Origin of the sequence: Dactylosporangium sp. CA-092794, from assembly GCF_050948465.1 — a bacterium.
Classification (GTDB): Bacteria; Actinomycetota; Actinomycetes; order Mycobacteriales; family Micromonosporaceae; genus Dactylosporangium.
On the sequence record NZ_CP192044.1, the window covers coordinates 6,225,382 to 6,239,095 of the forward strand.

12 protein-coding genes and 1 riboswitch are annotated in these 13,714 nt (G+C 71.8%); of the genes, 8 read left to right on the forward strand and 4 right to left on the reverse strand.

Features of this window, described 5'->3' with window-relative positions; translation table 11 throughout:
- Positions 1 to 53 precede the first annotated feature (53 nt).
- Positions 54 to 1,643 carry an APC family permease gene (locus ACQPXD_RS26260; protein WP_432843038.1) on the forward strand — a complete coding sequence of 530 codons (1,590 nt, stop codon included), beginning with the start codon at positions 54 to 56 and terminating at the stop codon, positions 1,641 to 1,643.
- A gap of 8 nt (positions 1,644 to 1,651) precedes the next feature.
- On the forward strand, positions 1,652 to 2,659 hold the full coding sequence (locus tag ACQPXD_RS26265) for an acetamidase/formamidase family protein (protein ID WP_432843040.1): 1,008 nt from the start codon (positions 1,652 to 1,654) through the stop codon (positions 2,657 to 2,659).
- Positions 2,660 to 2,707: 48 nt separating this feature from the next.
- On the opposite strand, the gene bluB is transcribed toward ACQPXD_RS26265, so the two are convergent.
- On the reverse strand, positions 2,708 to 3,328 hold the full coding sequence (gene bluB, locus ACQPXD_RS26270; protein ID WP_432843042.1) for a 5,6-dimethylbenzimidazole synthase: 621 nt from the start codon (positions 3,326 to 3,328) through the stop codon (positions 2,708 to 2,710).
- 50 nt (positions 3,329 to 3,378) lie between these two features.
- Positions 3,379 to 3,565: riboswitch (cobalamin riboswitch) on the reverse strand.
- Positions 3,566 to 4,212: 647 nt separating this feature from the next.
- Here bluB and ACQPXD_RS26275 point away from each other — a divergent pair.
- The 5 genes from ACQPXD_RS26275 to ACQPXD_RS26295 all read left to right on the forward strand — a co-directional run bounded on the left by ACQPXD_RS26275 (position 4,213) and on the right by ACQPXD_RS26295 (position 9,329).
- Positions 4,213 to 4,911: a GntR family transcriptional regulator gene (locus ACQPXD_RS26275; RefSeq protein WP_432843044.1), complete on the forward strand. Its 699-nt coding sequence runs from the start codon at positions 4,213 to 4,215 to the stop codon at positions 4,909 to 4,911.
- Between the two features lie 131 nt (positions 4,912 to 5,042).
- Positions 5,043 to 6,599 carry an MFS transporter gene (locus ACQPXD_RS26280; protein ID WP_432843046.1) on the forward strand — a complete coding sequence of 519 codons (1,557 nt, stop codon included), beginning with the start codon at positions 5,043 to 5,045 and terminating at the stop codon, positions 6,597 to 6,599.
- Positions 6,596 to 6,970 carry a hypothetical protein gene (locus tag ACQPXD_RS26285; protein WP_432843048.1) on the forward strand — a complete coding sequence of 125 codons (375 nt, stop codon included), beginning with the start codon at positions 6,596 to 6,598 and terminating at the stop codon, positions 6,968 to 6,970. The genes ACQPXD_RS26280 and ACQPXD_RS26285 overlap by 4 nt, the downstream gene beginning before the upstream one ends.
- Positions 6,967 to 8,751, forward strand: a complete 1,785-nt coding sequence (locus tag ACQPXD_RS26290; RefSeq protein ID WP_432843050.1) for a substrate-binding domain-containing protein — start codon at positions 6,967 to 6,969, stop codon at positions 8,749 to 8,751. Before ACQPXD_RS26285 ends, ACQPXD_RS26290 begins: the two co-directional genes overlap by 4 nt.
- Positions 8,751 to 9,329, forward strand: coding sequence for a hypothetical protein (locus ACQPXD_RS26295; protein WP_432843052.1), 579 nt, complete (start codon positions 8,751 to 8,753; stop codon positions 9,327 to 9,329). Before ACQPXD_RS26290 ends, ACQPXD_RS26295 begins: the two co-directional genes overlap by 1 nt.
- A gap of 40 nt (positions 9,330 to 9,369) precedes the next feature.
- Here ACQPXD_RS26295 and ACQPXD_RS26300 read toward each other — a convergent pair whose 3' ends face one another.
- From ACQPXD_RS26300 to ACQPXD_RS26310, 3 genes are all read right to left on the reverse strand, one after another.
- Complete coding sequence (locus tag ACQPXD_RS26300; protein WP_432843054.1) at positions 9,370 to 10,281, reverse strand: hypothetical protein; 912 nt, start codon at positions 10,279 to 10,281, stop codon at positions 9,370 to 9,372.
- A 331-nt stretch (positions 10,282 to 10,612) separates the two neighbouring features.
- Positions 10,613 to 11,647, reverse strand: coding sequence for a hypothetical protein (locus tag ACQPXD_RS26305; protein WP_432843056.1), 1,035 nt, complete (start codon positions 11,645 to 11,647; stop codon positions 10,613 to 10,615).
- Between the two features lie 116 nt (positions 11,648 to 11,763).
- Positions 11,764 to 13,191, reverse strand: coding sequence for a hypothetical protein (locus tag ACQPXD_RS26310; RefSeq protein WP_432843058.1), 1,428 nt, complete (start codon positions 13,189 to 13,191; stop codon positions 11,764 to 11,766).
- A gap of 61 nt (positions 13,192 to 13,252) precedes the next feature.
- Here ACQPXD_RS26310 and ACQPXD_RS26315 point away from each other — a divergent pair, with 61 nt between their 5' ends.
- A complete protein-coding gene (locus tag ACQPXD_RS26315; RefSeq protein WP_432843060.1) occupies positions 13,253 to 13,687 on the forward strand; it encodes a DUF6158 family protein in 435 nt (144 codons plus the stop codon).
- Positions 13,688 to 13,714: the final 27 nt, after the last annotated feature.

The following is a 13,714-nucleotide window of genomic DNA, read 5'->3' on the forward strand; positions in this document are numbered from 1 at the left end:
CCCTTCACCGTTTCTCCAGACCTTTTCGCGCAGCGGAGACGAAGGGCACTGCCGTGACCACTCAGGAGAATCTCAGCGCCGAGGCGATCGAGGAAGCCCCGGTGCCCCGTGCGGGCAACACGCTCAAGGTGGGTGCGGTCGGGCTGGCCGGCGTGCTGTTCATGGCCGTCGCCAACGCCGCTCCCATCACGGCCATGACCGGCAACGTGCCGATCGCGGTCGCGTTCGGCAACGGCATCGGCGCCCCGGCCGGCTTCCTCGTCGCGACCGTGGTGCTCACCCTGTTCAGCGTCGGTTTCGTCGCGATGGCCCGGCACATCACCACCGCCGGTGCGTTCTACGGCTTCGTCACCCACGGGCTCGGCCAGGTGTGGGGCATGGCCACGGGCCTGCTCGCCACCGTCGCCTACGTGGTGTTCGAGGGTTCGCTCATCGGCATCTTCTCGTACTTCGCCCACGACGCCCTCGACAAATGGTTCGGCTGGGACGTCAACTGGTTGCTGCTCGGCGCGATCGGCATCGTCGTCATCGGGCTGCTCGGCTACTTCGACATCAACATCGCCGCGGTGTTCCTCGGCGTGATGCTCATCGCCGAGGTCATCCTGCTCACCGCGCTCGCGCTATCGGTGCTGTTCCACGGCGGCGGCCCCGACGGCTGGCTCGCGACGGCGGTCAACCCGTTCTCGGCGTTCAAGGACCTGCCCGCGGGCGGCGGCTTCGACCTCCAGGCCGCCGGCGCGCCGCTGGCCGCCGGCACCGCGGCGCTCGGCCTGTTCTTCGCGTTCTGGTCCTGGGTCGGCTACGAGACCACCGCGGTCTACGGCGAGGAGTCGCGCAACCCGAAGCGGATCGTGCCCCGGGCCACCCTCATCGCGGTCGTCGGGCTCGGCCTGTTCTACACCTTCGTGTCCTGGATGGTCATCGCCGGCGACGGCCGCAAGGACGCCGTCGACCTGGCCGCCAATGACTCGATCGGCATGTTCACCAAGCTCGCCGAGAAGAACCTCGGCGGGTCGTGGGTGACGTACCTGTACCTCTTCCTCATCGTCTCCGGCTCGTTCGCCTGCGCACTGGCGTTCCACAACGCCGCCTCGCGCTACATGTTCGCCTTCGGCCGCGACATCCCGGCGCTGCACGGCAGCCTTGGCGCCACCCACGCCAAGCACCGCTCGCCGCACATCGCCTCGCTGGTGCAGAGCATCATCACCGCGGTCGTCACCGTCGGGTTCTACTTCCTGACCGTCAAGGGCGACGACCCCTACACCGGCGGCTACGTCTACCAATACGGTCTGCTCGCCCTGGTCGGCACCATGGCCATCCTGCTCGTGCAGTCCATCACGTCGGTGGCGGTCATCTGGTACTTCCACGTCAAGAAGACCCACCCGGGCAACCTCGTGACCACCGGGATCATCCCGGCCCTCGGCGGCATCGGTATGCTCTACGTCGTCTACCTGCTGTTCAGCAACCTCGAGTTCGCCGGCGGCGGCGCGGCCGGCTCGCCGTTCTTCCACGCCATCCCGTATCTGGTCTTCGGCACGTTCGCGGTCGGCCTGGTGCTGGTGTTCGTGCTGAAGATGCGCAGCCCCGCCACCTACGCCGCGATCGGCCGGCACGTCTTCGACGAAGCCAAGGAACGGGAGTAACGCGCCCCATGGACTGGAACCCGGACGCCGAGGCCGACCCGGCGACACTCGTGTACACGTTCGGCGGCACGGCCCCGGTGGCGTCGCTGGCCCCCGGCACCGTGCTGTACACGTGGACGCGGGACTGCTTCGGCGGCCGGGTCCGGTCCACATCGGACCTCGCCAGCCAGGTGTGCGACCCGCGCTACCTCAACCCGCAGACCGGACCGTTTCACATCGAGGGCGCCGAGCCCGGCGACACGCTGGTCGTGCACTTCCTGAGCATCGAACCACGGTACGACTGGGGCGTGAGCACGACCGTACCGTTCTTCGGCTCGCTGACCGCGACCGGGCTCACCGCGATGCTGCACGAGCCGCTGGCCGAGCGCACCTGGTACTACGAGCTCGACCTCACCGAGCGGCTCGTGCGCTACAGCGCGCTGGACTCCGCCTTCCGGGCGGACCTGCCGCTGGACCCGATGCACGGCACCGTCGGCGTCGCGCCGCCGCTGAGCGAGGTGCGCTCGTCGCTGACCCCCGGCAGCTGGGGCGGCAACATGGACACCCCCGAGATGCGCGCCGGCACCACGTGCTACCTGGGCGTCAACGTCGAGGGCGCGCTGTTCAGCCTCGGCGACGGGCACGCCCGGCAGGGCGAGGGGGAGACCTGCGGCGTGGCCGTGGAGTGCGCGATGGACACCGTCGCGGTGGTCGACCTGCTCAAGGGCGTCCCGACGCCGTGGCCGCGGCTGGAGGACGACACGTACCTCATGACCACCGGCTCGGCCCGGCCGCTCGAGGACGCCTTCCGCATCGCGCACACCGAAATGGTCCGCTGGGTGGCCGAGCTCACCGGCCAGTCCACATTGGACGCCTACCAGCTGGTGTCCCAGGCCGCGCTGACGCCGGTCGCCAACGTGGTGGACACCAACTACACGGTCGTCGCCAAGTTCCCGAAGGCGTTGCTGCGCGGCGCGGAGGCGATGGGCGGCGCGCACCACCGCCTCCGCGCGACGCCGTTCCGCCGCCCTGCCTGACGGCCGCGACGCCGTTCCGCCGCCCTGCCTGACGGCCGCGGCGTGCCGTTACCAGCGGTCGCGGTGGACCACCTCGGCCAGCGGCGTGCGCCGGCGCCAGCCGTGCCGCTCCAGGTCGGGGACCGTTTCGAGGTGGGTCACCGGGCCCAGGCAGAGCCATGCGACCGGACGTACCGTATCCGGGATGTGCAAAAGGTCGCGGAGGAACGCCTCGCGGTAGAAGGAGACCCAGCCGATGCCGAGGTCCTCGGCCGTCGCCGCCAGCCAGAGGTTCTGGATCGCCAGGCAGACCGAATAGAGCCCGGCGTCGGCGATCGCGTGCCGGCCGAGCACCGCCGGGCCGCCGCGCCGCGGGTCGTAGGTGACGACGACCGAAAGGCTGGACTCCAGCACCCCGTCGATCTTGATCCGGGCGAACCGCCGCGCCGCGTCCGGATCGAGGCTCGCCGCGAACGTGTCGCGCTCGCGCTGGACGTGCTCGAAGAACGCCCGCCGGGTCGTTTGGTCCCGAACGAGGATGAAGTCCCACGGCTGGGACAGCCCGACGCTGGGCGCCGCGTGCGCGGCGGAGAGGATCCGTGCCAGCGCCGCGTCGGGCACCGGCGCACCGGTGAACTGGGCGCGCACGTCGCGCCGCCGGTGGATGACGTCGTACAGGTCGTTGCTCATGGTGACGGGCAGGCTCCCGCTGCCTCGGGCCGCCCCGGCCGGAGCGGCGCACGGTACGCGAGGCCGGTCTTCGGACTCTCGGATCGACGCCGGCCCGCCCGCCTTCCCGGCCGGTCGGCCAGTGGCTGTCCGCGTCGGACGTGGGCGGCGGCTCCCCGATCACCGCGGCGGGCCCGTGCCGGACTCGCACCGGCTTCCCAGATTCTCCCCGTCGCCGGGGCACCTCGCGTCAGTTCGCTGGCGACACTCTAGCCGAGCCGGCCGGGTCACGTCCGCCGGCGTGGTGTAGGAGGCCAGCGCGCTGGTCGTGCCGGTTGACGTCGGGCGGCCGTCGCCGGCCGGGCGTCGGTGGCCACCGATGGTGCACCGGCGATCATCGGCGTCGCCCCCGACCGGCGCGCCGGACCGGTGCGGTTGTCGCACCCGCCGGGCGCAACCTGCGATCTGCGCGGCGGACCGGTGCGGATGTCGCACCCGCCGGGCGCAACCTGCGATCCGCGCGGCCGGGCCGGACGTATGTCTCCGTGATCATGATGCCCGCGGTGGCCGCACACCGGGTTTGCCATGATCCCGGAGACTTGTGGTACACGGGGGTACATCAGCGCTCCGTGATCATGAAAAACCGTTGGTGTCGATGCCGCGATGCGCATGATCACGGAGACTTCCGGTCGCCGCCTGTACCGCGCGGCGGCCGACGGGCGGGACGTGATCGCCGACCGTGCCCGCCCCAGATTGCTGGGACGCGCAGACCGGGCGCCACATAACCGACGGCAGGCCGGCGGCGCCGGTCGCGGTGAGCCGCAGTTCGGGTGCCCCGGCGCCGGGCGCGAGTCGGCAGGGCGCCGGATTGTTCAACGATCCGGCATTGTGCGATGCTGCAGAGCGTGACGCGTGCTACCGCTCCCGGTGACTGGGCCCTTCGGCTGGCCGATGATCGTGCGCAGCTCGATCGGGGTGGTTACGGCGAGCGGGTCGCCGAGGTGCTGCGGGATCGGATCACCGAGGGGCTGTTCCCGCCCGGGACCCGGCTGAGCGAGGAGGCGCTGCGCGAGGCGCTCGGGGTCTCCCGCAACACGCTGCGTGAGGCGTTCCGGCTGCTCTCGCACGAGGGGCTGCTCACCCACGAGTTCAACCGCGGCGTGTTCGTCCGCGAGCTCACCGCCGACGACGTGCGCGATCTCTACGCGATCCGGCGGATCCTCGAAGGCGCGGCGGTGCGGGGCGTGAACGCGGCGCCGGCCGGGGCGATCGAGCGCATCCGCGAGGCGGTGGAGTCGGCGGAGGAGGCCGCCCGCCGCGGGGCCTGGGTCGAGGTGGGTACCGCCAACATGCGCTTCCACCAGGCCGTCGCCGGGCTGGCCGGGAGCCGGCGGGTGAGTGAGACCGTGCGCCGGCTGCTGGCCGAGCTGCGGCTGGTCTTCCTGGTGATGTCCGCGCCGCGGGAGTTCCACGAGCCGTACCTGCGCACCAACCGCGAGATCTACGAGCTGCTCGCCGCCGGGGACGCCGCGGCGGCCGACCGCGCCCTGGCGACCTACCTCGACGTCGCCGAGCGCCAGCTCCTGGACGCCTTCCAGTCGTAGGCGGGCCCGCGCCGGGGCGGTAGGGGCGACGCGATCCATAGATGGTCTTGGCATTGTCTATTGCTGAATCGTTGAACAATCCTCTACCTTGGGCTGTGAGCCAGCTCTCACGATCCGTTAGGAGCCCACCCATGGCAAAGCGGACAACGGCGACACAGCCCCACGTTTCAGCGCCCCGGCGGGTCATTCTGGCCAGCCTCGTCGGCACCTCACTGGAGTGGTACGACTTCTTCCTCTACGGGTCCGCCGCGGCCCTCGTGTTCGGCAAGCTGTTCTTCCCCACCTTCGCCTCGGTGACCGCGACCCTGCTCGCGTTCGCCACCTACGCCGTCGGCTTCGTGGCCCGGCCGCTGGGCGGCATCGTGTTCGGGCACTTCGGCGACCGGGTCGGGCGCAAAGGCGTGCTGGTGGCGACGCTGCTGCTCATGGGCGGCGCGACGTTCGCGATCGGTCTGCTGCCCACCTACGCGCGGTGGGGCGCCGTGGCCCCGGTCCTGCTGGTCACGCTGCGGTTCCTGCAGGGACTCGGGCTCGGCGGCGAGTGGGGCGGTGCCGTGGTGATGACCATGGAGCACGGCGGCGACGAGCGGCGGGGACTCAACGCGTCGTGGCCCCAGGTGGGGGTGCCGGCCGGAAACCTTTTGGCGGCGGGGGTCCTCTGGGTGCTCAACGGGGCGCTGTCCGACGCGGCATTCCTGTCGTGGGGCTGGCGGGTGCCGTTTCTGCTTTCGGGGGTACTCGTGGTGGTCGGCCTCTGGATCCGTGTGGCGGTCACCGAGTCGCCGGCCTTCGCCGAGGTCGAGGGGGCTTCGGCGACGGCGCGGATGCCGCTGGTCGAGGTGCTCACCCGGCACCCGCGCAGCCTGCTGGTGGCCATGGCCGCGCGGGTGGGCACCGACGTCGCGTTCTACACCTTCACGCTGTATGTGCTGACGTACGTCACCGGCACGGTCAAGCTGCCGCGGGGCTACGCGCTGTCGGCGGTGCTCATCGGTTCGGCCGTGCAGCTGGTGCTCATACCGTTGTTCGGCGCGCTGTCGGACCGGGTCGGGCGGCGGCCGGTGTACGCGGCCGGCGCGGTCGCGGCGGCGGTGTGGGCGTTCGCGTTCTTCCCGCTGCTCGACACCGGCAACCGGGCCGCGATCGCGCTCGCCGTCGTGGTCGCCCTCGTCGCGCACGCCGCCATGTACGGTCCGCAGGCGGCGTTCGTGGCCGAACAGTTCCCGGCCCGGTTGCGCTACTCGGGTGCGTCGATGGGCTACCAGATCGCGGGCATCCTGGGCGGCGCGCTGGCCCCGATCATCGCCGTGCAGCTGGTCGCGGCGACCGGCACGGCGCTTTCGGTCTCGGCCTACGTCCTCGTCGCGCTGCTGCTCACCGGCGTGGGCCTGGCCTTCGCCCGCGACGAACGGTCCGCGAACCGGACCGAATCCGCGAACCAAACGGACTCCGTGAGCCGGACCGGGTCCGCGGACCGGACCGATTCCGCGGGCCGAACCGGCTCCGTCAACCGGACCGGGTCCGCGGGCCGGACCGATTCCGCGAGCCGGACCGGCTCCGTCAACCGGACCGGGTCCGCGGACCGGACCGATTCCGCGGACCGGACCGGCTCCGTCGACCAGGCCGGGTCCGCGGGCCAGGGTGAGGCGCGGACCGTCGCGGCGCGGACCGCCGAGGTGACCCCGTGAACCAGCGTCCCCGCGATGTCTGGACCGCCTCGCTCATGCTCGCGTTCTTCGGCCTGCTCGGCGTGATCGTCAGCGGTTTCCTGCTCAGCCTCTTCGGCTCCGACGACGACCTGCCCGGCGCCGTGTTCGCCGCGCTGGTGGCCGGCGCCGTGCTCGCCGCCGCCGAGATCGTCGCCGCGGTCTTCGTCTTCCTCGGCCACGAGTGGGCCCGCTGGTCCGCGATCGGCCTGTGCGTGCTCAACGGTCTCAGCGGTCTGCTCACCCTCACCGCCGGGGTCGTACCGCAGGCGTGTCTCGGCGTCGTGACCAACATCGCGCTGATCGTCGTGCTCAACAAGGACGATGTGAGGTCCTGGTGCCAACCGGCGTGAGGCGGGCGCCGCTGGTGATCGCGGTCGTCGTCGGCCTGGTCGCGGTCGCCGGGACATACCTGTGGCTGCGCCCGAAGGGGGCCGACGGCAACCTCGGCCGCGACGACTGCGTGAAGATCGAGGTCAGCGCCTCGACCGAGAAGGGCGACCTGCTGGCGGAGCTGGCCTCCCGGTACAACACCGCGGGACGGACCTTCGACGGGCACTGCGCCGGCGTCTCGGTGCACAAGAAGACGTCCGGCGCGGCCATGGACGCGCTCGCCGCCGGGTGGGACCCGGCCCGCGACGGCGCCCCGGCGCCGCAGGTGTGGACGCCGTCGTCGTCGCTGTGGCTCGGGCTGCTGCGCGAGCGCACCACGGCGCTGGACCGGGCGGCGCCGCTGGACGACGCGGCCGACGTTCCCTCCATCGCGCAGAGCCCGCTGACGATCGGGATGCCCCAGCCGATGGCCGAGGCGCTGGGCTGGCCGGACAAGCCGCTCGGCTGGGCCGACGTGCTGGCCCTGGCCTCGGATCCGCGCGGCTGGGGCGCCTACGGGCACCCGGAGTGGGGACGGTTCACGCTCGGCAAGGACAATCCGCACCTGTCGACGTCCGGGCTGGCCGCGACCGCCGCGGCGTACTACGCGGCCAGCGGCAAGTCCAGCGACCTGACCGTCGAGGACCTCAACCGGCCGCAGGTGACCGACTTCGTGCGGGGTGTCGAGGCGAGCGTCGTGCACTACGCCGACGACGCGGTGAAGTTCCTGGCGAACCTCGCCGAGGCCGACGCGCAGGGCCGCAGCACGTCCTACGTCAGCGCCGTGGTGATGCAGGAGCAGCTGCTGTTCCTGTACGACGAGGGCGCGCCGGACGGTGACCCGGCGAACATCGGCAAGGGCCGCAAGCCGCGGGTGCCGCTGGTGTCGGTGAGCCCGAAGGACGGCACGCTGATGTTCGACCACCCGTATGTGACGCTCGCGTCGGCGACGCCGGAGCAGCGGGCCGCGGCCGCGGACTTCCTGGACTTCCTGCGCCAGCCCGCGCAGCAGCAGCGGTTCGCCGCCACCGGGTTCCGCGACTACCAGGGAAAGGCCGGGACGGCGTTGTCCACGGCGATCGGCCTGCCCGGCGGCCAGCCGCCGTTGACGCTCATCGACCCGCCGTCGCCGCAGGTGCTGGCCCAGATGCTGACCGGGTGGGACGACCTGCGCAAGAAGGCGCGGGTGCTGCTGGTCATCGACGTGTCCGGGTCGATGGACGAGCCGGCCGGCGGCGGGCGCAGCCGGCTGGAGGCGGCCAAACAGGCGGCCATCGACGGGCTGAAACGGTTGCACCCCGACGACGAGGTGTCGCTGTGGAAGTTCTCGACACCGGAGCGGGGCGAGACCCAGCCCTACACCGAGGTCGTACCGTTCGCGCCGATGCGGGCCAACGACGGCCCGCTCACCGCGGCGATCAACGGTCTGCACCCCGAGGGCGGCACCGCGCTCTACGCGACCGTGCGGGCGGCCCAGCAGAGCATGGCCGGGCAGTACCAAAGCGACCGGATCAACGCGGTCGTGGTGCTCACCGACGGCAAGAACGAATATCCGCAGGACAACGACCTCGACGCGCTGCTGCGCGACGTCAACGCCGACAACCTGGAGCGGTCCGTGCGCGTGTTCGCCATCGCCTTCGGCGACAAGTCCGATCTCAAGACGCTGTCGCGTATCGCCCGGGCGTCCCGGGCGGCGGCCTACGACGCGCGCAACCCGTCCACCATCGACGACGTGTTCGTCTCGGTCCTGAGCAACTTCTGATGCGCTACCTGCGGGCGTGCATCGCCGCGGCGACCGTCCTGGCCGCCGCGGGACTCAACGTGGCCGCCGGCCAGGTCGGCACGGCGTCGTGGCAGCGGGTGCTGGTGGGGCTGGCCCTGGGCGCGCTCGCGTGCGCGCTGCTGTGCTTCGCCGCGCCGGCGCTCGCGCTGGGCGAGCCGGAGATCGGCTGCGGGCTGTTCATGCCGGCGGTGATCCTGGTCGTGGCCACGAGCATCTTCGCCGGCGGCGACCTCGAGGCCCACCGCGGGGTGTGGACCGACGTGGTCGTGCTGGACAAGGACTGCCAGCTCGACGACAGCGGCAACTGCGACTACCGCTACCGGGTGAGCGACGCCAGGACCGAGCACGACTTCGGCTGGGTGTACTGCGACAAGGCCGAGCTGTCGGCGGGCAGCAGTGCCCGGCTGCACACCGACCCCAAGGGGCACCTGGAGCCCAACCTCGAGGCGTGCGCGCGCACGTCGGGGGGCTGGCGGATCGCGCTCTACGTCGCGCTCGGCATCTACGGCCTGATCGCGCTATTCACCTTCGGACTCACGGTCCAGGAGAACTATTGACGCGGGCGGGGGTCCACAGTGGACTCCCGCCCGCCCCGGCTCAGCCCTTCGGGGCCTCGAAGACCAGCATCGCGTCCTCCGGCGGGGCGCCGTAGAGCTCGACGACCGTCTCCTCGGCGAAGCGGGACTCGTCGGCGACGTTGACGAAGTCGCGGATCGCGGTGCCGGTGCAGTAGGTGTCGGCCAGCGGCGCGCCGCGCTTGGCCAGCACGTCGGGCACGTGCACGGTGCGGAAGTCGATGCTGTAGCGGGCCACGCCCGAGGTGTTGGGCGTCGAGCGGTGCAGGTGCGCGCCGGAGAACATGAGCACCTGGCCCGGCGCGGGCAGCACGACGAGCTCGTTCGGCGGGGTGTGCTCGTAGGCGCCCGGGCGGACCTGGGCCTCCTGCTTGACCGAGGAGGCGGTGGTGAGCCGGCCGACGTTGTTGCGGTAGTAGTCGAAGTCCCCGGAGTTGTTCTCCACCGGCGCGTTGAACCGGTCCAGGTCGAAGGACATCGCGTTGGTGTCGCGCACCGGGAACACCGGCAGCCACCAGTTCAGCTGCTGGTTCGGGGCGGAGTACCACACGTCGCGGTGCCACGGGAACGCGAAGGCGACGCCGGTGTTGAGGTGCCCCATCGGGAACGAGGTGCGCGGCTTCGGCACGTCGAAGTGCGTCTCCTCGGCGTTGAAGCCGGCCTCCTCGATGATGTTGCGCACCAGCTTCTTGGACTGCGGGTCGTGGATGAAGCGCGGCTTCCACGGGCCGAGCAGCTTCGCCATCTCGTCGGGCGGGATGTGCTCGTGGGCGTGCTCCGGGTCGTACGGCGAGAACAGCTCGGTGAGCTGGTTGCGGGCGTGCTCGACGAAGGCGGCCACGGAGGGCAGCTTCGTCATCACCAGCAGGTGGCCGTCGTAGAGCTTCTGGCGCAGCTCGTCTGCGGGTGCTGCAAGGTCCACGTGGACAGCCATGTGATATTCCTCCAGGGAGACGACGTGCAGAGCCTAGGCACCCGAATAGGGCCTGCGGTACCCCGGCAGTGTCAGCTACCCGTCGCTTCGCCGATATTTCGGCTGTACGGGCAGGCGGCCCCCGGTCGAACGGCCACCCCGGCGGCCGGCAACGAAACGTTGACATCGGTTTAATATCGACGTACAACTATGTGAGAGCGCTCTCACGAGACTCCGCCCGGGAACGGCCGCCACCGGCCCCGGGCGGGCCGGCGCTCGGCCGGACCCCTGCAACGGGCGCGGCGGCGCGGGCGGCAACCCGCCCGGCACCGCCGCTGTGCGGCTCCGGTCGTCAGCCGATGTTGCTGTACGTGTTCGAGGTGTACGTCCGGGACAGGTTGCCCGGCACCGTGAAGTAGGCGGCGGCCACCCGCGCCGGGTCGGTGGCCAGCTCGCCGCGGGCCGGCACGTCGTTGCCGTCGTCCCAGCCCCAGGGCGCGTTGGCCGAATCGGTCGTGCAGTCCCACGTACCGTTGCCGCAGCTGTCCGAACCGGTGTTGGTGTCGTCGCCGGCGAACGTGCCGTAACCGGCGAACAGGCTCGCGTTCGCGCGCTGCGCCCACAGGCCGTTCGGGGCGAAGATGTCGATCAGCTGGTACTGCACGTCCCGGTCGTTGCCGGTGGAGGGCACCTCGGCGACCGTGGACGGGTAGTAGACGACGCCGTCGCCGGTGCCGTTGTTGTCGATGTTGTAGTACGGCCACGCCTTGAGCCCGTGACCGTGCGTCTCCTGCGCGGTGACCGGGTGCTGCAGCGAGTCGTGCGGGTTGGTCTGCAGCGACAGCGTGCCGTCGACCGTCTCGCCGCCGCTGGTCCAGGTGCTGCCGGCCGGGGTGAACGAGTAGAAGTCGGTGTGCGCGACGGTGACCGCCGCGCGCAGCACGCCGTAGGCCGAGCCGTCCTTCTCCACCGCGAGCAGCACGCCCTCCGCGTCGTTCTCGTGCTCGGTCTCGAAGAACGGGTGGTCGATCCAGTCCCGCGGGTGGAAGAACATGTAGGTGAGGTACCAGTGGGTGCTGGTCTCCACGACCGAGTAGTAGACGTAGGCGCGCAGCGCGGAGTTCGGCGCGTGCTCCCAGTTGTTGCGCCCGACCAGGTCGCCGTCGTAGTCGACGTTGGTGACGTAGTCGGCCTTGCCGCCGATCGCGTGCGCGCCGGTGGCGTCGACGTCCTGGTAGTGGATCGGCGCCCAGCGCAGCGCGAGCGCGGCGGGGGTGACCGCCGCGTGCGCCGCGGTCGGCACCAGGGTCACTGCACCGATCGCGGCCGCCGTGGCCAGCGCGAGGCCGGCCGCCTTGATCCGGTGGATGCTGCTCGACACGAGCATGTTGGAGCTCCCACGTTCGAAACGTCGATTGACGAGTGCGAATGTAGGCAATGCATCAACGATGGTGAATGGCCGCCGGTTGTACAGCAGACGAAGCCTGCGGATCGAGAAGTTGATCAGCGACCCAGGGCGCGGCTCGCGCCGGCCACGACCGTGGTCGCGAGGACCCAGCCGGCGGCCATGATCAGCACGGCCACCGCCTTGTCCGGGCCGACCGGATTCCAGGCGCGCTCGTGGCCCAGGTCGACCAGGGGCACGAGCAGGTCCAGCGTGTACAGCACCGGATCCCACGACGGCGTCTCGCCCGCCTTGATCGGCAGCAGCGGGTCCCGCAGCGCGAACCACGTGCTGCCCGCCGCCAGCACGCCGACCAGCCACAGCAGGGCCCGCGCCGGGCGGTAGCCGAAGCCGATCGTGGCGTCCTGAATCGCGCCCCAGACCGCGCCGAGGCGGCCCATCGCCCGGTGCCGCAGCCGCTCGCGGACCCGCAGGACCTGGCGGGCCTCCTCCTCCCGGCCGTCGCGGCGCAGCGCGGCGGCGAGCTGGTCATACGGTCCGGGCGCGAAGCCGGTGGCGTGCCGGGCCATCCAGTCCAGCCGCTGCCGGGCGGACCATTCGGTGGTGTCGCCGGAGCGGCGGCTGATCCGGTCGTACGTCAGGCCGGTCAGCTCGACCCGGCAGGCCTCCGGCCAGTGGACCGGATCGTCGACGAGCCGGCCGACGTGGGCGTCGCGCAGCACGATCTCGCCGGCCGAACCGGCCGCCGGGCGCAGCGTGAGCATCGCCGTCTGCGCCTCGATGAGCAGCAGCGCGGCGCCGTCCGGGCAGCGCAGCACGCTGCGCTGGAACGTGATCGCGGCGGCGGCCCGCAGGCCGATGAGCATGACCGTACCGTCGGCAACCAATTCGTGCGCCCAGACACCGCCGCCGACCGTTACCCCGCTCGCGTCGACCGCCCAGCCCTTTTCCGGTGCCCGGAATGCGGCCTGGGCCAGGTTGAGGTCGCCGGCGATCCGGGCGCCGTCCAGCCGCAGCCCGGCCGCGTAGTCGGCGCCGTGCCCGAGCCGCGCGTCACCCTCGACCACCGCCCGCTGCACGTTGACCGCGCCGGCGAACCGGGTGCCGGAAAGGTCCAGCCCGCCGCCGACCCGGATGTGGTGCAGCCACGCCGCGCCGGCCACCCGGGCGTCGCGCAGCCCGAACCACCGGCGCACCCGCAGCGACTCCGCGTCGAGGCCCGGCAGCTCGCACCCGTCGAGGTTGACCGAGCCGAGCTCCGCGTGGTCGAGCGTCACCGGCTCGTCGAAGACGCAGTGGCGCAGCCGCAGCGGCGCGTCGACGCGCGCCCCGGTGAGGTCCAGCCGGCCGGTGATCCGCGCGCCGGAAAGGTCCACCCGGGCCGTGTGCCCCGGCCGCGCGGGCGGCCCGGCCAGCAGCAGATGGGCGACCACGGCCGCGCGCACCCGGACCGCGCCGCCGCCGAGATCGAGCGGTGCGCCGGCGCGGTAGGCCGCGCGCAGGGCGCGTTCGGCACGGTTCCACATACCGTGATCTATACCAGCACGCGGGGGTGTCGGCGGGCCGCGGGCGGGTAACCCCAAGCGCATGTACGACATCGAGGAACTGCTGGACGAGGTGTACACCGGGCAGGAGCGGATCAGCAGCGGTGAGATCTACCGCCGCGCGGTCGCCCTGGACCTGCCCACCGACGTCGTCACGGCGCTGGAGACGCTGCCCGAGGGGGAGTACGCGCAGGAGGAGGCCGGCGAGGCCCTGCGGCAGCTCAACGCGGCGACCGCCCTCGGCGCGGGCGTTCCCGCCGCGGAGCTGTCCGACGAGGACCTCGCCCGCGAGCTGCGCCACCTGCACGAGACCCGCGACGACGCGCTGCGGCACGCCTCGTCGCAGGCCCTGGCCCATCACGACGAGCGCAGCGCGGAGCTCGAGGCGGAGTACCTGCGCCGCTTCCCGGATCGCGAGGTCGACCCGCGCCGCCTGCGCCCGCCGGAGGGCGGTGTCGAAACCCGGCGGACCGCTTGACGGCGGGCCCGCCCCGCGCGCAGACTC

Bases quoted from the DNA above. Each gene is read 5' to 3' on its own strand.
- ACQPXD_RS26280 (WP_432843046.1), top strand. From the start codon at position 5,043: ATGGCAAAGCGGACAACGGCGACACAGCCCCACGTTTCAGCGCCCCGG.
- ACQPXD_RS26315 (WP_432843060.1), top strand. From the start codon at position 13,253: ATGTACGACATCGAGGAACTGCTGGACGAGGTGTACACCGGGCAGGAG.
- ACQPXD_RS26310 (WP_432843058.1), bottom strand. From the start codon at position 13,191: ATGTGGAACCGTGCCGAACGCGCCCTGCGCGCGGCCTACCGCGCCGGC.
- bluB (WP_432843042.1), bottom strand. From the start codon at position 3,328: ATGAGCAACGACCTGTACGACGTCATCCACCGGCGGCGCGACGTGCGC.
- ACQPXD_RS26300 (WP_432843054.1), bottom strand. From the start codon at position 10,281: ATGGCTGTCCACGTGGACCTTGCAGCACCCGCAGACGAGCTGCGCCAG.
- ACQPXD_RS26305 (WP_432843056.1), bottom strand. From the start codon at position 11,647: ATGCTCGTGTCGAGCAGCATCCACCGGATCAAGGCGGCCGGCCTCGCG.
- ACQPXD_RS26295 (WP_432843052.1), top strand. From the start codon at position 8,751: ATGCGCTACCTGCGGGCGTGCATCGCCGCGGCGACCGTCCTGGCCGCC.
- ACQPXD_RS26265 (WP_432843040.1), top strand. From the start codon at position 1,652: ATGGACTGGAACCCGGACGCCGAGGCCGACCCGGCGACACTCGTGTAC.